5 protein-coding genes, 1 pseudogene and 1 riboswitch are annotated in these 22,775 nt (G+C 69.6%); all 6 genes and pseudogenes read left to right on the top strand.

What is annotated here, in order from left to right:
* Positions 1-26: 26 nt before the first annotated feature.
* Positions 27-10,271 (top strand): non-ribosomal peptide synthetase, encoded by a 10,245-nt coding sequence (locus tag A5695_RS06380; protein ID WP_068079284.1) that lies wholly within the window; start codon positions 27-29, stop codon positions 10,269-10,271.
* A complete protein-coding gene (locus A5695_RS06375) occupies positions 10,268-17,914 on the top strand; it encodes a non-ribosomal peptide synthetase (protein WP_068079283.1) in 7,647 nt (2,548 codons plus the stop codon). The genes A5695_RS06380 and A5695_RS06375 overlap by 4 nt, the downstream gene beginning before the upstream one ends.
* A gap of 131 nt (positions 17,915-18,045) precedes the next feature.
* Positions 18,046-18,627: a carboxymuconolactone decarboxylase family protein gene (locus A5695_RS06370; RefSeq protein WP_068079291.1), complete on the top strand. Its 582-nt coding sequence runs from the start codon at positions 18,046-18,048 to the stop codon at positions 18,625-18,627.
* A gap of 32 nt (positions 18,628-18,659) precedes the next feature.
* Entirely contained in the window at positions 18,660-19,781 is a 1,122-nt protein-coding gene (locus A5695_RS06365; protein WP_068079282.1) for a nitronate monooxygenase family protein, read from the top strand.
* A gap of 190 nt (positions 19,782-19,971) precedes the next feature.
* Positions 19,972-20,141, top strand: a riboswitch (M-box (ykoK) riboswitch).
* A 288-nt stretch (positions 20,142-20,429) separates the two neighbouring features.
* Positions 20,430-20,669 (top strand): Rv1535 family protein, encoded by a 240-nt coding sequence (locus tag A5695_RS06360; protein ID WP_068079281.1) that lies wholly within the window; start codon positions 20,430-20,432, stop codon positions 20,667-20,669.
* Between the two features lie 302 nt (positions 20,670-20,971).
* Positions 20,972-22,603, top strand: a pseudogene (locus A5695_RS06355) (isoleucine--tRNA ligase); the annotation flags it as partial.
* Between the last annotated feature and the right edge of the window lie 172 nt (positions 22,604-22,775).

Genomic DNA, 22,775 nt, shown 5'->3' with positions numbered 1-22,775 from the left:
GGGCGGGTGAGGCTTTGGGGGAGTCGATGGAAGTTGGTGATGGCGCACTTCCGCTGACGCGCGGCCAGCTTGATATCTGGCTCTCGCAGGAAACGGGCTACGTCGGCACGGAGTGGCAGCTCGGCCTGCTGATCAAGATCGAAGGTTCGCTCGATCGCGATGCCCTCCAGCGGGCGATCACGCAAGCCGTCGCCGAAGCCGAGCCGGGCCGGGTTTCGTTCTTTGAGGTCGACGGCCACGTCGTCCAGAAACCGATCGATTACCCCGACGTCGAGCTGGCATTCCACGACCTGACGTCGCTGCCCGATCCCGTCGGAGAAGCGCGCGCGATGGCGTCGTCGATCCAGCGCACCCCGATGGCGTTGAACGGTCAGCTGTTCCAATTCGTGTTATTCCAAACACGGGCTGACGAGTTTTATTTGTTCGGTTGCTGCCACCACATCGCAATCGACGGATTGGGGATGGCGCTGGTATGCCGTCGAGTTTCCACGATTTATTCCGCGATGGTCGCCGGAAAACCCATTCCTGACGCCTATTTCGGCTCGGCGCAGGATTTGGTCGACATCGAGTCCAAATACGAAGCGTCTGCCGACTACTCAGAAGATCAGGCGTATTGGAGTAACAACCTTCCACCGGAAAGCGCGTGGGTCGATCGCCCGGCCGAGGCCGCGAGCGGCAAAGACCACTACTCGCCGTCGGCGTCCGTCCAGCTCGACCCGTCCGTCACCACGCGGATCAAGGAGCTGTCCAAGAAGCTGGGCATCCGCCGGTTTTCCGTCACCACCGCGGCGTGCGCGCTCCTGGTGCGGGCCTGGTCGGGAAGCGGTTCGCAGGTCGCGCTCGACTTCCCGGTGAGCCGGCGGGTGAGCCAGGAGTCGAAGACGCTTCCCGGCATGTTCGCTGGGGTGGTGCCGCTGGTGCTGGACACCCCGCCCACGGGCACGGTCGCCGAATTCTGCAAACACGTCGACATTCGAATCCGCGAGCTGCTGCACCACCAGCGGTTTCCGGTGCACACCCTGGAGAGCGACGGCCTGCGGCAGGCGGCGAGCCGCGTCGGCATCAACTTCCTGCCGATGCGGCTGACCTTGGACCTCGCCGGCTCGCCGGCGACGGCGAGTTACACCAATCATGGGCCCGTGGGGCATTTCAGCCTGTTCTTCCTCGGCGCCGGTGACCAACTCTTCCTCAGCACCGCCGGTCCGGGCCAACCGTTCGCGGATTTCGGCGTGGCCGACCTGGCGGCGCGGATGCAGCAGGTGCTGGAGGAGATGACCGCCGACCCGGAGCGGTGGCTGTCCTCGATCGACCTGCTGACCGCCGATGAGCCGGCGCAGCTCGATGAGTGGAGCAATCGCGCGGCCCTGACCCAGCCGGCGCCCGAGCCGGTGTCGATCCCGGTGGCGTTCGCCGAACACGTGCAGCGGACGCCAGAAGCCCTGGCCGTGACCTGCGCCGCCAAGTCATTGACGTACGCCGAACTCGACGAGGCCTCCAACCGGCTGGCGCACCTGCTGGCCGGCCACGGCGCCGGACCCGGCGAGCGCGTGGCGGTGATGTTCCCCCGCTGCACCGACGCGATCGTGGCGATGCTTGCCGTCCTCAAGACGGGTGCGGCCTACGTGCCGATCGACCCGGCGCATGCCGCGGCCCGCATGGAGTTCGTGCTGTCCGACGCGACGCCGAGCGCGGTGATCACCACGGCGGACCTGCGTTCGCGCCTGGACGGGCGCGACCTGTTGGTCGTCGACGTGCACGACCCGGACGTCGAAAAGCAACCCGGCACGGCGCTGCCCGCGCCGGCCCCGGACAACGTCGCGTACATCATCTACACCTCCGGTACCACCGGGACCCCCAAAGGCGTTGCCATTCCTCATCTCAACGTCACGTGGCTGATCGAGTCGCTCGACGAGGGGTTGCCCAAGGGGCAGGTGTGGACGCAATGCCATTCCGCCGCCTTCGACTTCTCCGTGTGGGAGATCTTCGGCGCGCTGCTGCGCGGTCGCCGGTTGCTGGTGGTGCCCGAGTCGGTGGCGAGCTCCCCGGACGAGCTGCACGACCTGCTGGTCGCGGAGAAGGTCAGCGTGCTCACCCAGACCCCGTCCTCGGTGGCGATGCTGCCGGAGCAGGGCCTCGAATCGACCGCCTTGGTGGTGGCCGGCGAGGCATGCCCGACCGACGTGGTCGATCGGTGGGCGGCGCCCGGGCGGGTGATGCTCGACGCCTATGGGCCCACCGAAACCACGGTGTGCGCCACGATCAGCAAGCCGCTGACTCCCGGAACCGGTGTGGTGCCGATCGGCTCGCCGATTTCCGGCGCGGCGATGTTCGTCCTCGACAAGTGGCTGCAACCCGTGCCGGCCGGTGTGGTCGGTGAGCTGTATCTGGCGGGCCGCGGCGTCGGAATCGGATACGTGCGGCGCGCCGGCCTGACGGCTTCCCGGTTCGTCGCCAACCCCTTCGGGGGTCCCGGCGCGCGGATGTACCGCACCGGCGACCTCGTCTGCTGGGGCGAGGACGGGCAGCTGCAGTACTTCGGCCGCTCCGACGAACAGGTCAAGATCCGCGGCTACCGCATCGAACTTGGCGAGATTCAGTCGGTGCTCAAGGCCCTCGACGGGGTCGGCCAGGCCGCGGTGATCGCCCGCGAGGACCGCCCCGGGGACAAGCGACTGGTGGGCTACATCACCGGGACCGCCGATCCGGCCGCGATCCGGGCGGCGCTGGCCGACCGCCTCCCGCCGTACATGGTCCCCGCCGCGGTCGTGGTGCTGGAGACCCTGCCGCTGACCGGCAACGGCAAGCTCGACAAGCGAGCCCTGCCCGCACCCGAATACGCCACCGCCGAATACCGCGCCCCGGGCGACCCGGTCGAGGAGATCCTGGCCGACATCTACGCCCAGGTGCTGGGGCTGGAGCGGGTCGGCGTCGACGCCTCGTTCTTCGACCTGGGTGGCGACAGCATCATGTCGATGCAGGTCGTGGCCCGAGCCCGGGCGGCCGGCATTCTGTTCCGGCCGCGTGACGTGTTCGTCGAGCAGTCCGTGGCCCGACTCGCCAGGGTGGCCGAGGTCGCGGCCGACGGTGCGGCCGGGGCGGGCGACGACGGCGTCGGGCCCGTGGTGGCCACCCCGATCATGCGGTGGCTGCACAGCATCGACGGGCCGATCGAGCAGTTCAACCAGACCATGGTGGTGCAGGCCCCCGCGGGGGCGAGCGAGGACGATGTGGTGGCGGTGCTGCAGGCGCTGCTGGACCGCCATGCCGCCCTGCGGCTGCGCGCCGACGACGACGGGGCGGGCGGCTGGTCGCTACGGGTGCCCGAGGTCGGCGCCGTGGACGCGCGCAGCTGTGTGCACGCCGTCGAGGCGCTGTCTGAAGAGGCGTTGGCACAGGCCCGATCCCGGCTGAGCCCGGCCGCCGGGGTCATGGTCAGCGCGGCGTGGGCGCAATCAACCGGCCAGCTGGCGCTGATCATCCACCACCTCGCCGTCGACGGGGTGTCGTGGCGAATCCTGTTGGAAGACTTCAACATCGCGTGGGCCCAGCGTCACAACGGGCAGCCGATCGCGCTGCCGGCCCCCGGGACGTCGTTCGCCCGGTGGTCGTCGCTGCTGCAGGAGTACGCGCACCGGCCCGACGTGGTGGCCCGGGCCGACGAGTGGCGGCAGGTCGCGGCCACCCCGGCCGCGCTGCCGGCCGTGCAACCCGACGCCGACACCTACGTGACCGCCGGCCAGCTGTCCGCCTCGCTGGACGTCGAAACCACCCGGCTCCTGCTCGGTGAGGCGCCGGCCGCCTTCCACGCCGGCGTCGGCGACATCTTGCTGATCGCCTTCGGGCTGGCCTTCGCGGAGTTCCTGGGCACCGGTGCCGCGCCGATCGGCATCGACGTGGAGGGCCACGGGCGTCAGGAAGAACTGTTCCCCCGGGTGGACCTGTCGCGCACCGTCGGATGGTTCACCACCAAGTACCCGGTGGCGCTGAAGTGCGGCCGACTCAACTGGTCGCAGGTGGTCGCCGGCGAGCCCGCGCTGGGACCGGTGATCAAGGCCGCCAAGGAGCAGCTGCGCGCCCTGCCCGACGGCCTGACCTACGGCCTGCTGCGCTACCTGAACGACGACATGGACCTGGACGGGGCGGACCCGGTGATCGGGTTCAACTACCTGGGGCGGCTCGGCGCGGGCGCCGATCTCCCCGACGAGTTGTGGCGGGTCAGCCACGACAGCCTGGCGGTGGCGGCGGTGGCCACGGCGGTACCCATGCCGCTCGCGCACACGGTCGAGCTCAACGCCGGCACCATGGACACCGAGGCCGGCCCGCACCTGCAGGCCAACTGGACGTGGGCCCCGTCGGCGCTCGACCAGGAGCGGGTAAACCGGTTGAGCCAGTTGTGGTTTGAGGCCCTGGCGGGAATCTGCGCGCACGTTCGGGCCGGCGGCGGCGGGCTGACCCCGTCGGACATCGCCCCCGCTCAGCTCAGCCAGCAGCAAATCGACAGCCTGTGCAGGCAGGGCGGCGTCGCCGACGTGCTCCCGCTGACCCCGGTGCAGCAGGGGCTGCTGTTCCACACCGCTTTCGCGCAGGACATGGACGACCTGTACGCGGTGCAGCTCGGGATCACCGTCAGCGGTGCGCTCGACGCGGCACGCCTGCGCGAGGCTGTCCACACCGTCGTCAAGCGCCACCCCAACCTGGTCGCCCGATTCTCCGAAGACTTCGGCGAGCCCGTGCAGGTGATCCCGGCCGATCCCCAGATGTCGTGGCGGTACCTCGAGCTGGACGGCGACAACATCGACGAGCAGGTCGAGCAGGTGTGCGCCGACGAGCGGGCCGCGGTGTGCGACCTCGCGGACAAGCCGTCGTTTAGGGGCGCGCTGATCCGCACGGCGGCCGACCGGCATCGGTTCGTGCTGACCATCCACCACATCGTGGTCGACGGCTGGTCACTGCCCGTCCTGCTGCAGGAAGTGTTCGCCAGCTACTACGGGGAGCGGTTGCCCGCCGCCCCGTCGTATCGCAGTTTTGTCACCTGGCTGACCAACCAGGACCGCGCCGCCGCGCAAGCGGCGTGGGCCCAGGCGCTGGCCGGGTTCGAGACCCCCACCCTGGTCGGCCCGCTCGGGCAGATAGGGAAGCGCGGCGTGGCCGCCTTCCACGTGCCCGCCGACACCACGCACGCCCTGGGCGAGTTGGCGCGCTCCTGCCGCACCACCATCAGCACCGTGCTGCAGGGCGCGTGGACGCAACTGCTCACGTGGCTGACCGGCCAGCACGACGTCGCTTTCGGCACCGCCGTCTCGGGACGTCCCACCGAACTGCCCGGCGCCGACGCGATGGTCGGCCTGCTGATCAACACCGTGCCCGTGCGGGCGACCATCACGGCGACCACCACCGTCGCCGACCTGCTCGACCAGCTGCAGCGTCTGCACAACGACACCGTCGACTACCAGCACCTGGCGCTGCCCGAGATCCACCGCGTCACCGGTCACGACCAGTTGTTCGACACCCTGTTCCTCTACGAGAACTACCCGATTGACGCGCATGCCCTGTTGGGCGTCCACGAGCTGGCCATCACCGACTTCAGCAGTCGCGAATACAACCACTACCCGCTGTCGGTGGTGGCCTCGCCGGGTCACGAGCTGAGCCTGCGCGTCGAATTCGACACCGAGGTCTTCACCGCCGCGGCCGTCAACACGCTCATCGAGCGGTTGCAGCAGGTGATGGTTGCCATGACGGCCGATCCCGCCCGGCGGCTGTCCTCGATCGACCTGCTTGACGCCGTCGAGCACAGCCGGCTCGACGACTGGGGCAACCGGCCGGTGCTGGCCGAGGCGGGGCCCAAGCTGGCGTCGATTCCGGAGTTGTTCGCCGCGCAGGCGGCCCGCGCCCCGGAGGCGGTGGCGATCACCCACCTGGACCGTTCCTGGACGTACGGCGAGGTTGAGGAACACGCGAACCGCCTGGCCCACCTGCTGGTGAGCCGGGGCGCCGGCCCGGGGGAGCGCGTCGCGGTGCTGTTCCCCAGGACGGCCGAGGCCGTGGTGGCCATCCTGGCGGTGCTCAAGACCGGGGCGGCCTACCTGCCCGTCGACCCGTCGGTGCCGGCGGCGCGCATCGAGTTCGTGCTCGGCGACGCCGCCCCCATCGCCGCTGTCACCACCGCGGAGGTGCGGTCGCGGCTGGACGGACAGAATCTGGACGTCATCGACTTCGACGACCCCGCAGTCGCCGCCCAGTCCGTTGACGGGCTGCCCGCACCGTCGCCGGACCACATCGCCTACATCATCTACACGTCCGGAACCACCGGCACGCCCAAGGGGGTGGCGGTGCCGCACCGCAACGTCACCCAGCTGCTGGAGTCCTTGGACGCGCAGCTGGCGCTGGGGCAGGTGTGGACGCAGTGCCACTCGCTGGCGTTCGACTTCTCGGTGTGGGAGATCTTCGGGTCGCTGTTGTACGGCGGCCGGCTGGTGATCGTGCCGGACGCGGTGGTCCGTTCGCCCGAAGAGCTGCACGCGATGCTGGTCCGGGAACAGGTCAGCGTGCTGAGTCAGACGCCGTCGGCGTTCTACGCGCTGCAGACCGCGGATTCGCTGGCACCCGAGTTGGGGCAGCAACTGAAGCTGCAGACCGTGGTGTTCGGCGGCGAGGCGCTCGAACCGCATCGGCTGGGCAAGTGGCTGCACAACCACCCCGGCTTGCCGCGCCTGATCAATATGTATGGCATCACCGAGACCACCGTGCACGCCTCGTTCCGGGAGATCGTGGACGGCGACGTCGACACCAACGCCAGCCCCATCGGCGTGCCGCTGGCCCACCTGGGCTTCTTCGTGCTGGACGGGTGGCTGCGGCCGGTGCCCGAAGGCGTGGTCGGCGAGTTGTACGTGGCGGGCCGGGGCCTGGCATACGGGTATGTGGGCCGGTCCGGGTTGTCCGCCACGCGGTTTGTGGCGTGCCCGTTCGGCGGGTCCGGCGCGCGCATGTACCGCACCGGCGACCTGGTGCGCTGGGGCGCCGACGGCCAGCTGCAGTACATGGGCCGCGCCGACGAGCAGGTCAAGATCCGTGGCTATCGCATCGAGCTCGGCGAGGTGCACGCCGCCCTGGCCGCGCTGGACGGCGTCAACGAAGCGGCGGTGATCGCGCGCGAGGACCGCCCCGGCGACAAGCGGCTGGTCGGGTACGTGACCGGGACCGCCGACCCGGCCGAGATCCGCAACCAGCTCGGCGAGCGGCTGCCGACCTACATGGTGCCCACCGCGGTGGTGGTGCTCGAGGCGCTGCCGCTGACCGTCAACGGCAAGCTCGACACCCGCGCGCTGCCGGCGCCGGAATACTCCGACGCCGATCACTACCGCGCCCCGAGCACGGCCATCGAAGAGATCCTGGCCGGCATATACGCCCAGGTCCTGGGCGTGGAACGGGTCGGCGTCGACGACTCGTTCTTCGACCTCGGCGGCGACAGCATCCTGTCGATGCAGGTCGTCGCCCGCGCCCGGGCGGCCGGCGTCGTCTGCCGCCCGCGCGACATCTTCGTCGAGCAGACCGTGGCCCGGCTGGCCCGGGTGGCCACGCTGGCCACCGACGACGACGTGGTCGATGAGGGTGTCGGGCCGGTGGTCGCAACCCCGATCATGCGCTGGCTGCACAGCGTCGACGGTCCGGTCGAGCAGTTCAACCAGACGATGGTGGTGCAGGCCCCGGCCGGGGTGAACGAAGCCGACGTCGTGCTGGTGCTGCAGGCTTTGCTGGACCGGCACGCGATGCTGCGGCTGCGCGTCGACGACGACGGCGCCGGCGGGTGGTCGCTGCGGGTGCCCGAGGTCGGCGAGGTCGACGCCGCCGGCTGCGTGCACACCGTGGAGAAGTTGTCCGACGCGGCGTTGTCGACGGCCGTCTCACAGCTGAACCCGGCCAGCGGCGCGATGCTGCGGGCGGTGTGGGTGCCCGGCACGGGCCAGCTGGCGCTGATCATTCACCACTTGGCCGTTGACGGCGTGTCGTGGCGAATCCTGTTGGAAGACTTGAACATTGCCTGGGCCCAGCATCACGGCGGGCAGCCCGTGGCGCTGCCGACGGGCGGCATGTCGTTCGCGCGGTGGTCGTCGCTGCTGGCGGAGCACGCGCGCCGACCGGAGGTCGTCGACACGGCCGAGGCGTGGCGGCAGATTTCGTCGACCCCGGCTCCGTTGCCGTCGGTGCGGCCGGACATCGACACCTACGTCAGCGCGGGACAGCTGTCCGTGTCGCTGGATGCCGACACCACGCGGTTGTTGCTGGGCGAGGTGCCCGCGGCGTTCCACGCCGGCGTCCAGGACATCCTGTTGATCGCCTTCGGGTTGGCGTGGGCGCAGTTCGTGGGCACCGGCGCCCCGATCGGTATCGACGTCGAGGGCCACGGGCGGCAAGAGGAGTTGGGTCCGCAGGTTGACCTGTCCCGCACGGTGGGTTGGTTCACCACCAAGTACCCGGTCGCGTTGCAGGTCGGCGGGCTGTCCTGGGGTCAGGTCGTCGCCGGCGAGGCGGAGCTGGGCGTGCTGGTCAAGGCCGCCAAAGAACAACTGCGCGCCCTGCCCGACGGCCTGACCTACGGGCTGCTGCGTTACCTGAACCCCGACGTCGAACTGGACGTGTCGGACCCGGTGATCGGGTTCAACTACCTCGGGCGCCTCGGCGGCGCCGGCGACCTGTCCAGCGAGCTGTGGCGGCTCGACCAGGACAGCCTGGCGTCGGCCGGCGCGGCGACCGCGGTGCCGATGCCGTTGCCGCACACCGTCGAACTCAACGCCGGCACCCTGGACACCGCCGGCGGTCCGCTCCTGCAGGCCAACTGGACCTGGGCGCGCTCGGCGCTCGACGAGGGCCAGGTGGCCCGGCTGGGCGAACTGTGGTTCGACGCCCTGAGCGGCATCTGCAGCCACGTCCGCAACGGCGGTGGCGGCCTGACGCCGTCGGACCTGGCCCCGGCACGGTTGACCCAGGCCGACATCGACGAACTGTGCCAGCGCTACCCGATCGCCGACGTGCTGCCGTTGACGCCTCTGCAGCAGGGCCTGCTCTTCCACACCGGCAGCGAGCACGGCAGCGACGACCTGTACGCGGTGCAGCTCGACATCAGCGTGAGCGGCGCCCTCGACCCGCACCGGTTGCGCGACGCCGTGCACACGACGATCAAGCGGCATCCCAACGTGGTGGCGCATTTCATCGAGGACTTCGGTGAGCCCGTGCAGGTGCTCTCCGCCGAGCCGGCCCTGTCGTGGCATTACGTCGAGCTCGACGCCGAAGACGCCGAACCGGAAGAGCAGATCCAGCGGCTCTGCGCGGCCGAACGCGCCGCGGTCTGCGACCTGGCGGAGCGCCCGCCGTTCCGGGCCGCGCTGATCCGCACCGCCGACAACCGGCACCGGTTCGTGCTCACCAACCACCACATCGTGCTCGATGGCTGGTCGAAGCCGATCCTGCTGCAAGAGATCTTCGCCGCCTACTACGGGGTTCAATTGCCCGCGCCCGTGCCGTACCGCAAGTTCGTCGCCTGGCTGGCGGCGCAGGACCGCGGCGCGGCCCAGGCGGCGTGGCGGCGGGTGCTGGCCGGCTTCGACACGCCGACCTTGGTCGGTCCGCCCGGCCGGGTCGCCCTCGGGCCGCGGGGTGTCTCGTCCTTCCAGGTGTCGGCGGAGACCACGCGGGCGCTGGGCGAACTCGCCCGCTCGTGCCACACCACCGTGAGCACCGTGCTGCAGGGCGCGTGGGCGCAGCTGCTGATGTGGCTGACCGGCCAGCACGATGTGACCTTCGGCACAGCGGTGTCGGGTCGGCCGACCGATCTGGCCGGTGCCGACCAGATGGTGGGGCTGCTGATCAACACGGTGCCGGTGCGGGCGACGATCGGCGCCGAAACCACGATCGCCGACCTGCTCAACCAGCTACAAGGCGCCTACAACGACACGCTAGAACACCAGCATCTGGCGCTAAATGAGATCCATCGTGTAACGGGACACGACCAATTGTTCGACACCATGTTCGTGTACGAGAACTATCCGATCGACACCGCAGCGCTATCTGCCGTCGATGAGCTGGCTATTAGCGGTTTCACCAATCGGGAATACAACCACTACCCGTTGTCGGTGCAGGCCGTGCCAGGTCACGAAATAGGTCTTCGAGTCGAATTCGATACAGAAGTCTTCGACACGGGCAGAATCGAGAGGTTGGTTGAGCGGTTCAGGCGCGTGCTGGAAGCCATGACCGCAGATGTGGAGGAGCAGTCATGACCGTCGGTGCCGGGCGGCGATTGTTGTCGATCGACTTGCTTGATGGCGGCGAGCACGACCGCCTCGACGAATGGGGCAACCGGGAGGTGCTGACCGCTCCGGTCACAGGGGCGGTGTCGATTCCGGCGTTGTTCGCCGAGCAGGTCGCGCGCGTGCCCGAGGCTCCGGCGCTGACGTTCCACGGGCGCTCGCTGACCTACGCCGAACTCGACGAGGCCGCGAACCGGCTCGCGCATCTGCTGGCCGATCACGGCGCCCGCCCGGGCGCGTGTGTGGCGCTGCTGCTGTCGCGGTCGGCCGAGGCGATCGTGTCCATCCTGGCGGTGCTCAAGACCGGGGCGGCGTACCTGCCGATCGACCCGGCGGTCCCCGCGGCCCGGATGGAGTTCATGCTCGGCGACGCGGCGCCGGTCGCCGCGGTGACGACGGGTGAACTGCGCTCACGGCTGGACGGCTTCGACCTGCTGGTCGTCGACGTCGCCGACCAGGCGGTGGAAGAACAGCCGAGCTCGGGGCTGCCCGGACCGGCCCCCGAGGACATCGCGTACATGATCTACACCTCGGGGACGACCGGCACCCCGAAGGGTGTGGCGGTCACGCACCAGAACGTCACCCAGTTGCTGAACAAGCTGCCGGCCGACCTGCCCAAGGCCGGTGTGTGGTCGCAATGGCATTCGCTGGTCTTCGACGTCTCGGTGTGGGAGATCTGGGGCCCGCTGCTGCACGGCGGCCGACTGGTCGTGGTGCCCGAGTCGGTGGCCGGCTCACCGGATGAGCTGCACGCGCTGCTGGTGGCGGAGAAGGTCACCGTGTTGTGCCAGACCCCGTCGGCGGTGGGCATGCTGTCGCCCGATGGGCTGGACTCGACCGCGCTGATCGTGGCCGGCGAGGCCTGCCCGTCCGAGGTGGTGGATCGCTGGGCCCCGCGCCGGGTGATGATCAACGCCTACGGCCCGACCGAGGGCACGGTGTACGCGTCGATGAGCTTGCCGCTGAAGGCGGAGTCCGGGGCGCCGCCGATCGGCTCGCCAGTGCCCGGCGCGGCGCTGTTCGTGCTCGACAAGTGGTTGCGCCCCGCGCCCGAAGGTGTGGTCGGCGAGCTGTACATCGCGGGTCGCGGTGTGGCGTCGGGATACGTGCGCCGGGCGGGCCTGACGGCCTCGCGCTTCATCGCCTGCCCGTTCGGGGCGCCGGGGACGCGCATGTACCGCACCGGCGACCTGGTGCGGTGGGGCATCGACGGCCAGCTGCAGTACCTGGGCCGCGCCGACGAGCAGGTCAAGATCCGCGGCTACCGCATCGAGCTCGGCGAAATCCAGTCGGCGCTCGCGGCGCTGGACGGCGTGGAGCAGGCGGCGGTGATCGCGCGCGAGGACCGGCCCGGCGACAAGCGGCTGGTCGGCTACGTGACGGGCACCGCCGACCCGGCCGAGATCCGCACGCAGCTCGGCCAGCGGCTGCCCAGCTACATGGTGCCCGCGGCCGTCGTGGTGCTGGACGCGCTGCCGCTGACCGTCAACGGCAAGCTGGACAAGCGCGCCCTGCCCGCCCCCGAGTACCAGAAGACCAGCGGCGAATACCGCGCACCGACCACGGCCGTCGAAGAGACGCTGACCGCCATCTACGCGCAGGTCCTCGGGCTCGAGCGGGTGGGTGTGGACGACTCGTTCTTCGACCTCGGCGGCGACAGCATCCTGTCCATGCAGGTGGTGGCCCGCGCCCGGGCCGCCGGTGTGGTGTGCCGGCCGCGCGACGTGTTCGTCGAGCAGACGGTGGCCAAGCTGGCCCGGGTGGCTCGCGTGGCATCCGACGACGAGGAAGTCGACGAGGGCATCGGCCCGGTGGCCGCGATCCCGATCATGCGCTGGCTGCAGCAGGTCGAGGGCCCGACCGACCAGTTCAACCAGACCATGGTGGTGCAGGCCCCCGCGGGTGTCACCCGCGACGACGTGCAGGTGGTGCTGCAGTCGCTGCTGGACCGGCACGCCACGCTGCGGCTGCGGGTCGACGACGACGGCGCCGGCGGCTGGTCGATGCACGTGCCCGAGGTCGGCGCCGTCAAGGCGGGCGCCTGCCTGCACACCGTCGACGCGCTGTCCGACGCCACGCTGGTGGCGGCGCGTTCCCAACTGAACCCGGCCGCGGGCATCATGTTCCGCGCCGTGTGGGCGGAATCCACGGCCCAGCTGGCGCTGATCATTCACCACCTGGCCGTTGACGGCGTGTCGTGGCGAATCCTGTTGGAAGACTTGAACATTGCCTGGGCCCAGCATCACAGCGGGCAGCCTGTGGCGTTGCCGACGGGCGGAACCTCGTTCGCCCGCTGGTCGGCGATGCTGGAGGAGCACGCCCAGCGGCCCGAGGTCATCGAGACGGCCGAAGCGTGGCGACAGGTCGCGGCGACCCCGGCGTTGCTGCCGGCGGTGCGCCCCGACGTCGACACCTACGAGACCGCCAAGCAGCTCTCGGTGTCGCTGGACGTGGAGACCACCCGGTCGCTGCTGGGCGAGGTGCCCGCGGCGTTCCACGCCGGGGTGCAGGACATCCTGCTGATCGCGTTCGGGCTGGCGTGGGCGCGGTTCGTCGGCACCGGCACCTCGATCGGCATCGACGTCGAGGGCCACGGCCGCCACGAGGAGCTGGGGCCGCACGTCGACCTGTCCCGCACCGTCGGATGGTTCACCACCAAATACCCGGTCGCGCTGACCGTCGGCGAGCTGGACTGGGCGCAGGTGATGGCCGGCGACCGGGCGTTGGGGGCGCTGGTCAAGAAGGCCAAGGAGCAACTGCGTGCCCTGCCTGACCCGCTGACGTACGGGCTGCTGCGCTACCTCAACACCGACGTCGACCTGGACGGGGCGGACCCGGTCATCGGGTTCAACTACCTGGGACGACTGGGTGCGGCGGCGGATCTCCCCGGCGAGATGTGGCGCATCAGCCAGGACAGCTTGTCGTTCACGGGCGCCGCCAGTGCGGCGCTGCCCATGCCGTTGATGCACACCGTCGACCTCAATGCCGGGACCATGGACACCGAGGCCGGCCCGCACCTGCAGGCCAACTGGACCTGGGCGCCCTCGGCACTGGACCATGCGCAGGTCAGCCGGTTGAGCCAGCTGTGGTTCGAGGCCCTGGCCGGCATCTGCGCGCACGTGCGCGGCGGAGGGGGTGGGCTCACCCCGTCGGACATCGCGCCCGCTCGGCTGACCCAGCGGCAGCTCGACGATCTCTGCCAGCAGTACGCGGTAGCCGACGTGTTGCCGCTGACCCCGCTGCAGCAGGGCCTGCTCTTCCACGCCAGCTTCGCGCACGACCTCGGCGACGACGTGTACGCGGTGCAGCTCGGTATCACCGTCACGGGCGCGCTCGACGCCCACCGGCTGCGCGAGGCCGTGCACGCCGTGGTCGACCGGCACCCCAACCTGGCGGCGCGCTTCTGCCCCCAGTTCGGTGAGCCGGTGCAGGTCCTCCCGGCCGACCCGGTGATGGCATGGCGCTACATCCAGCTCGGCGCGGACGACCTGGACCCCGACGAGAAGATCGAACAGCTGTGCGCCGCCGAACGGGCGGCGGTCAGCGACCTCGCCAACCGGCCGGCCTTCCGCGCGGCGCTGATCCGCACCGCCGACAACCGGCATCGGTTCGTGCTGACCAACCACCACATCGTGATGGACGGCTGGTCGCTGCCGATCATGCTGCGGGAGATCCTGACCAGCTACTACGGCGAGCGATTGCCCGCGCCCGCGTCGTACCGCAGCTACCTGACGTGGCTGGCGGCGCAGGACAAGCAGGCCGCGCGCGCGGCCTGGGCCGAGGTGATGGCCGGATTCGACGCCCCCACCCTGGTCGGCCCGCCGGCCCGGCTCGGCGTCGGCCGGCGGGGCGTCGAGTCCTACCGGCTGCCTGCCGAGACCACGCGGGCGCTGGGCGAGCTCGCCCGCTCCTGCCACACCACCATCAACACCGTGTTGCAGGGCGCCTGGGCGCAGCTGCTGATGTGGCTGACCGGCCAGCACGACGTCGCCTTCGGCACCGCGGTCTCCGGCCGGCCGGCCGATCTGGCCGGCGCCGAATCGATGGTGGGCCTGCTGATCAACACCGTGCCGGTGCGCGCCCACACCACCGCGTCGACCACCGTGGTCGAACTGCTGCAGCAGCTGCAGACCGCCCACAACAACACGATCGAGCACCAGCACCTGGCGCTGAACGAGATTCACCGCGTCAGCGGTCACGACGCTCTGTTCGACACGCTGTTCCTGTACGAGAACTACCCGATCGACACCAGCGTGCCGTTGGGCTTCCACGAGCTGGCGATCACCGACGTCACCAACCGCGAGTACAACCACTACCCGCTGTCGGTGATGGCCCTTCCGGGCCGTGAACTCGGCCTGCGCGTCGAGTTCGACACGAGCGTGTTCGACACCGCGGGGATCGAGTCGCTGATCGAGCGGTTCCAGCGGGTGTTGGCGGGCATGACCGCCGACTCCAGCCAGCGGCTGTCCTCGATGGACGTCCTGGACGGCGGCGAGCGCGCCCGTCTCGACGAGTGGGGCAACCGATCGGTGTTGACCGCGCCCGTGCGCGGGAAGGCGTCGATCCCGTCGCTGTTCGCCAAGCAGGTGGCCCGGACGCCGGAGGCGGTGGCGCTGAGGTTCGGCGACCAGTCGATGACCTACCGGGAACTCGACGAGGCCGCGAACCGGATGGCCCACCTGTTGGCCGGGCATGGCGCCCGGCCGGGCGAAAGCGTGGCGCTGCTGCTTCCGCGGTCGGCCGAGGCGATCGTGGCGATCATGGCGGTGCTGAAGACCGGCGCGGCGTATCTGCCGATCGACCCGGCGGTGCCGGCGGCGCGGATCGAGTTCGTGCTCGCCGATGCCACGCCCGTCGCCGTCGTCACGACCGCCGAGCTGCGGTCGCGGCTGGAAGGCTCCGACCTGCTGGTGATCGACGTGAGCGACCCGGCGGTTCACGCCCAGCCCGCCACGGCGTTGCCCGGCCCGGCGCCCGAGGACATCGCGTACCTGATCTACACGTCCGGCACCACGGGCGTCCCGAAGGGCGTGGCGGTCACGCACCTCAACGCCACCCAGCTGCTCGAGAAGCTGCACGCGGATCTGCCCGACCCGGGCGTCTGGGCGCAGTGGCATTCGCTGGTCTTCGACGTCTCGGTCCACGAGATCTTCGGTGCCCTGCTGCACGGCGGGCGGCTGGTCGTGGTGCCCGAGTCGGTGGCCGGGTCCCCGAAGGACCTGCACGCGCTGCTGGTCGCGGAGCAGGTGACCGTGCTCAGCCAGACCCCGTCGGCGGTGGGAATGCTCTCCCCGGAGGGGCTGGACTCGATGGCCCTGGTGGTCGCCGGCGAGGCCTGCCCGCCCGAGGTGGTCGAGCGCTGGGCGCCGGGCCGGGTGATGATCAACGCCTACGGCCCGACCGAGGGCACGGTGTACGCGGCGATGAGCGCGCCGCTGAGCGCGGACGGGGGAGCGCCGATCGGCGCCCCGGTTCCCGGGGCGGCCCTGTTCGTCCTCGACAAGTGGCTGCGGCCGGCGCCGGAAGGCGTCGTCGGTGAGCTCTACATCGCCGGACGCGGCGTGGCGTCGGGCTATGCGCGACGCTCGGGCCTGACGGCCTCGCGGTTCGTGGCCTGCCCATTCGGGGCGCCGGGGGGCCGTATGTATCGCACCGGGGACCTGGTGCGCTGGGGCGCCGATGGTCAGCTGCAGTACCTCGGCCGGGTCGACGAGCAGGTCAAGGTCCGCGGCTACCGCATCGAGCTCGGCGAAATCCAGGCCGCTCTGGCCGGTTTGGACGGGGTCGAGCAGGCGGCGGTGATCGCCCGCGAGGACCGCCCGGGCGACAAGCGGCTGGTCGGCTACATCACCGGCACCGCCGACCCCGCCCAGGTTCGGGCGCAACTCGGCGAGCGGCTGCCGAGCTACATGGTGCCGGTTGCGGTGGTGGTGCTGGACGCGCTGCCGCTGACGGTCAACGGCAAGCTCGACAAGCGGGCCCTGCCCGCGCCGGAGTACCAGAAGACCGGTGGCGAGTACCGGGCCCCGGCCTCTGAGGTGGAGGAGACCCTGGCCGACGTCTACGGCCGCGTGCTCGGGTTGGAGCGGGTGTCGGTCGAAGACTCGTTCTTCGATCTCGGTGGCGATTCACTTTCCGCGATGCGGGTGATCGCCGAGATCAATACCGCCCTCGACGCCAACCTCTCGGTGCGTACCTTGTTCGAGGCGCCCTCGGTGCGAGGCCTGGCCCACCGGGCCGAACGCGATGCCGGCGATGCGGGCGAAGTCGAGGCCGGCGGCCCGAGCTTTGCGTCCGTCCACGGTCGGGATGCCACCCAGGTGTACGCCAGCGATCTCACCCTGGACAGGTTCATCGACGCCGCGACGCTGAACGCCGCGCCCGCGTTGCCGGGCCCGAGTTCGGAGGTGCGGACGGTACTGCTGACCGGGGCCACCGGCTTCCTGGGCCGGTACCTGGCGCTGCAGTGGCTTGAGCAGCTCAAGTTGGTGGACGGCAAGCTGATCTGCTTGGTGCGGGCCGGCTCCGATGAGGAGGCGCGCCGGCGGCTGGAGAAGACGTTCGACAGCGGTGACCCGAAGCTGCTGCGTTACTTCCAGGATCTCGCGGCCGACCACCTCGAGGTGATCGCCGGTGACAAGGGCGCCGCGAACCTGGGCCTCGACGAGCAGACGTGGCAGCGGCTGGCCGATACCGTCGACTTGATCGTCGACTCGGCGGCGCTGGTCAACGGCGTGCTGCCCTACAGCGAGCTGTTCGGCCCGAACGTCGCGGGAACCGCGGAGCTGATCCGGATCGCGCTGACCACCAGGCTCAAGCCGTATGCGTACGTGTCGACCTCGGATGTGGGTCGCCAGATCAATCCGGCGGCGTTCACCGAAGACGCCGACATCCGGGTCATCAGCCCGATCCGCAAGATCGACGGCGGCTACGCCAACGGCTACGGGAACAGCAAGTGGGCCGGCGAGGTGTTGCTGCGCGAGGCCAACGACCTGTGCGGGCTGCCCGTCTCGGTGTTCCGCTCCGACATGATCCTGTCCGACACCAGCTACGCCGGTCAGTTCAACCTGGCGGACATGTTCACCCGGATGGTGCTGAGCCTGGTTGCGACCGGTATCGCCCCGCGGTCGTTCTACCAGCTGGACGCCGAGGGCAACCGGCAGCGTTCGCACTTCGACGCGCTGCCGGTGGAGTTCGTCGCCGAGGCGGTGACCACCCTCGGCTCCCAGGTGATGGAGGGGTTCGAGACATATCACGTGATGAACCCGCACGACGACGGGATCGGGATCGATGAGTACGTCGACTGGCTGATCGACGCCGGCTACCCGATCGAGCGCATCGATGACTTCGGCGAGTGGCTGCAGCGGTTCGAGGCTGCGCTGCGCGAGTTGCCGGAGCGTCAGCGCAAGCACTCGGTGCTGCAGATGCTGCAAGTCCCGGGCTACAACCAGTTGCAGGCGCCCGAACCGGCCAGCGGGTCGTTCGCCCCGACCGATCGATTCCGCGCCGCGGTGCAGGAAGCCAAGATCGGCATGGACAACGACATCCCGCACATCTCGCCGGCGGTGATCGTCAAGTACGTCACCGACCTACAACTGCTCGGGCTCCTCTAGGCTATTGCTGTAACACGCAGCGCGCCAACGGGTTTCGCGTGGCGTCTCTGTTCGGGCCACGGGGCGGCGGTTCGTGACTAACATGGCCGATGATCGTGACGGTGTCCCGCCAGCACTCGAAAGTGTTCACCATGACAACAGCTCGCGTGCCCAAACTGCCGCTCGACGAAGCCGCGGCTGCCGCCGACGAAGCGGCCGTGCCCAACTACATGGCCGAACTCAGCATCTTCCAGGTGCTGCTGAACCACCCGCCCCTGGCGCGCGGGATCAACGATCTGCTCGCGACCATGCTCTGGCACGGTGCGCTCGACCCGCGGTTACGCGAGTTGGTGATCATGCGGATCGGCTGGCTCACCGCATGCGACTACGAGTGGACCCAGCACTGGCGGGTCGCGTCGGGGCTGGGCGTGGCGCCCGACGACCTGCTGGGGGTGCGCGACTGGCAGGCGCACGACGAGTTCGGGCCCGCCGAGCGCGCCGTGCTGGCCGCCACCGACGACGTGGTGCGTGACGGGGCGGTGAGCGCCGCGAGCTGGGCGGCTTGCGAGCGTGAATTGCACTGCGACACAACGGCTCTCATCGAGCTCGTGACGGCGATCGGCGCGTGGCGGATGCTCTCGTCGATCCTGCAGAGCCTTCAGGTTCCGCTCGAAGAGGGCGTGTCCAGCTGGCCGCCGGACGGCCGGTCGCCCGCGGACGCCGTCGTCGATTGACATATCGATCGGTGGCTCTTTAGCGTCGGGCAATGCGTACCAGGGTGGCCGACATGCTCGGCGTCGAGTTTCCCATCTGCGCGTTCAGCCACTGCCGCGACGTGGTGGCCGCGGTGACCAACGCGGGCGGGTTCGGCGTCTTGGGCGCGGTCGCGCACAGCCCCCAGCGGCTGGAGAACGAACTGACGTGGATTCAGGAGCGGACCGGCGGCAAGCCCTTCGGGGTGGACCTGTTGCTGCCACCGAAGTACGTCGGTGCCGACGAAGGCGGCATCGACGCCGCACAGGTGCGGGCGCGGCTGCCCGAGGAGCACCGCGCGTTTGTCGACGACATCCTCGCCCGCTACGGGATCACCGCGCCGCCCCAGGAGGCGCGCGGCTCCGCGGGTGGCCTCAACATCTCGCCGAAGGGCTACGAGCCGCTGCTGGAGGTGGCGTTCGCCCACCGCATCCGGCTGATCGCCAGCGCGCTCGGGCCGCCGCCCGCGGACCTGGTCGAACGCGCCCACGATCGCGGCGTGCTGGTGGCCGCGCTGGCCGGCACCACGCGCCACGCGCAACGACACGCGGCCGCCGGAGTCGACCTGGTCGTGGCGCAGGGGACCGAGGCCGGGGGACACACCGGCGAGGTCGCCACCATGGTCCTGGTGCCCGAGGTCGTCGACGCGGTGGCGCCGGTCCCCGTTCTCGCCGCGGGCGGGATCGCCCGCGGCCGCCAGATCGCGGCGGCCCTGGCCCTCGGCGCCGAGGGCGTATGGTGCGGATCGGTGTGGCTGACCACCGAAGAGGCCGAGACGCCGCCGGTGGTCAAGGACAAGTTCCTGGCCGCCACCTCATCGGACACCGTGCGGTCGCGATCGATGACGGGCAAGCCCGCGCGGATGCTGCGCACGGCCTGGACCGACGAATGGGACCGCCCGGAGAAGCCCGACCCGCTCGGCATGCCGCTGCAGACCGCGCTGGTCACCGAGCCGCAGGTGCGCATCAACGCCGCGGCCGCGCAACCGGGGGCCAAGGCGCGCGAGCTGGCCACCTACTTCGTCGGCCAGGTGGTCGGTTCGCTCGACCGAGTGCGCCCCGCGCGAACGGTGGTCCTCGACATGGTCGAGGAGTTCATCGACACGATCGGCCGGCTCGACGGCCTGGTCGAGTAACGACCGCGTTTTGGGCGGCCGGCGCAAACGCCAGATGAACAATCGGTGGCGCCCGGAGAGACCAGTTTGCCCTGCTCATGTCCCCAAGCTGGCCGAATCCTGTGGGCCCGCCGCGCAGAAGTGTAAAGATCTCGAAACCCCGCGCCGATGAGTTTGACCCCGTCGGGCCCGTCGTGCATTATCGGTCGGGTAAGCACCTCGTTAGGTGAGGCGTCTACACGAATACAGGCCACTGACCCCGAACGTCGAAAGACGCCCCGGGTCAGGACAGCTCCTCCCGGCTTAAGGGTTGAGCCCAGGTGGCTTCCGGGCAACCGGACACGTCGTGTGGTGTCAAAGCTCTGACGAGAGGGGTGCGGATCACCGACGGTCGTCGGGTTTCTGCTCCTCATGCTGCGCGCAAATCGTGTGCGGACAACCGCATGCGTCGTGACCGCGAGGAGGTGAGGGACACATGAGTTCCAGCGATAGTCCGGGTCGAAGTCCGAACTCCGTCTCGTCCCGATCCGGTCTCCGGCACGGCGTTCTCAGCTGAGGCGTCGCAAACGCTAACTGGCTTATCGGCCAAGCGTTCTGGGATCGGAACCGCTACGGGACGGGGCACGTCAATCCATTCAGTCCCCCGTTCGAACCCGTCAGGAGACGACCATGACCGCAGCTCTGTACGACGAAGTGGTAACCGTAGCGCCCGCCCGCAAGTTGAAGGTGGTGCGCGACGTTGAGACGGCTCAGGCCCCCGCGCCCAAGAAGGCCACCCGCCGGGCCAACCCGCAGCAGGTTGTCGTGGGTGACCCGTTGGTGGAGGGCGCCACCCGCCTGTTGAGCATCCCGCTGCGCCACCTCTACGCGGCGCTGCTGCGGGCCGGTGTGCTCGAAATCCAGGCCTGATCCGATGGACAGCGACCAACCAAGGCTCCAAGGGGCTACCCGGCCGCAGGTGTTTCCTGAGGCCAGGTAGCCCCTTGGGGTGCTCCGCCTGAGTAGAATCGGGCCATCGGCGTCGATCCGGCATCACCGGGGAGCCTTCGGAAGAACAGCTGGCCAGCTCAGTAGAACCGAACGGGTGGGCCCGTCACAGCCTTCAACGAGCGGCCACGCGACGGCGTGGCAAGCGGGGTGGTACCGCGGCGCTCGCGCAGACAGCGCGTCGTCGTCCCCGGCCTGACCATAGGCACGCAGGAGACGACGCTTTGACCGAAAACGCTGAAGCCAGGGCTTATCCCAAGCTGGCGAGCGGAGCACCCGATTTCCCGGCGCTGGAACTGGAAGTCCTCGACTACTGGGCGCAAGACGACACCTTCCGCGCCAGCATCGCCCGCCGCGACGGCGCCGAAGAATACGTTTTCTACGATGGGCCGCCGTTCGCCAACGGGCTGCCGCACTACGGGCACCTGCTCACCGGCTACGTCAAGGACATCGTCCCGCGGTACCGCACCATGCGCGGCTACAAGGTGGAGCGCCGGTTCGGCTGGGACACGCACGGATTGCCCGCCGAACTCGAGGTCGAGCGCCAACTGGGCATCAACGACAAATCGCAGATCGACGATATGGGCATCGCCGCGTTCAACGACGCGTGCCGCGCGTCGGTGTTGCGTTACACCGACGAGTGGCAGGCCTACGTCAGCCGCCAGGCCCGCTGGGTCGACTTCGACAACGATTACAAGACGCTCGACCTGCCCTACATGGAATCGGTCATCTGGGCGTTCAAGCAGCTCTGGGACAAGGGCCTGGCCTACGAGGGTTACCGCGTCCTGCCGTACTGCTGGCGCGACGAAACCCCGTTGTCCAACCACGAATTGCGGATGGACGACGACGTCTACCAGAGCCGGCAAGACCCGGCGCTGACCGTCGGATTCAAGGTGGTCGGCGGCGCGCTGGACGGGGCGCACCTGCTGGTGTGGACGACGACACCGTGGACGCTGCCGTCGAACCTGGCGGTCGCCGTCAACCCGGACGTCACTTACGTCGAGGTCCGGTCCGGCGACCATCGTTTCGTGCTGGCGCAGCCGAGGCTGCCCGCTTACGCCCGCGAACTGGGTGAAGAGCCCGAGATCCTGGGCACCTATCGGGGGGCCGACCTGCTGGGCATGCGCTACCTGCCGCCCTTCCCGTATTTCCTGGACAGCCCCAAGGCTTTTCAGGTGCTGCCCGGTGACTTCGTCACCACCGAGGACGGCACCGGGATCGTGCACATGGCGCCGGCTTACGGCGAGGACGACATGGCCACTACCGACAAGGTCGGCATCGCGCCCGTCACCCCGGTCGATTCCAGAGGCCGCTTCGACGCCACCGTGCCGGATTATCAGGGGCAGCACGTCTTCGACGCCAACCCGCACATCATCCGGGACCTGAAGAACGGCAGCGGCCCGGCGGCCGCGAACGGCGCGGTGCTGCTGCGCCACGAAACCTACGAGCACCCCTACCCGCACTGCTGGCGCTGCCGCAACCCGCTGATCTACCGGGCGGTGTCGTCGTGGTTCGTCGCGGTCACCGCGTTCCGCGACCGCATGGTGGAGCTCAACCAGCAGATCACCTGGTATCCCGAACACGTCAAGGACGGCCAGTTCGGCAAATGGCTGCAGGGCGCCCGCGACTGGTCGATCTCGCGAAACCGCTACTGGGGCAGCCCAATTCCGGTGTGGAAGTCCGACGATCCGGCCTACCCGCGCATCGACGTCTACGGCAGCCTCGACGAGCTGGAGCGCGACTTCGGGGTGCGGCCCACCAATTTGCACCGGCCCTACATCGACGAGCTGACCCGGCCCAATCCCGACGACCCGACCGGGCGCAGCACGATGCGCCGCATCCCCGACGTGCTCGACGATGAAGTCGCCGGGATAGTGGCCGTCGAACCAGTCCCGATTCTCGAACGGGTAGTGCACCTGGGCGTACGGCATGGAACCCGAGTCGAACCACACGTCGAGCACGTCGGGGATGCGGCGCATCGTGCTGCGCCCGGTCGGGTCGTCGGGATTGGGCCGGGTCAGCTCGTCG

This window comes from Mycobacterium sp. E1747 (assembly GCF_001667775.1).
Classification (GTDB): domain Bacteria; phylum Actinomycetota; class Actinomycetes; order Mycobacteriales; family Mycobacteriaceae; genus Mycobacterium.
This window is presented reverse-complemented; position numbering and strand designations above follow the sequence as displayed.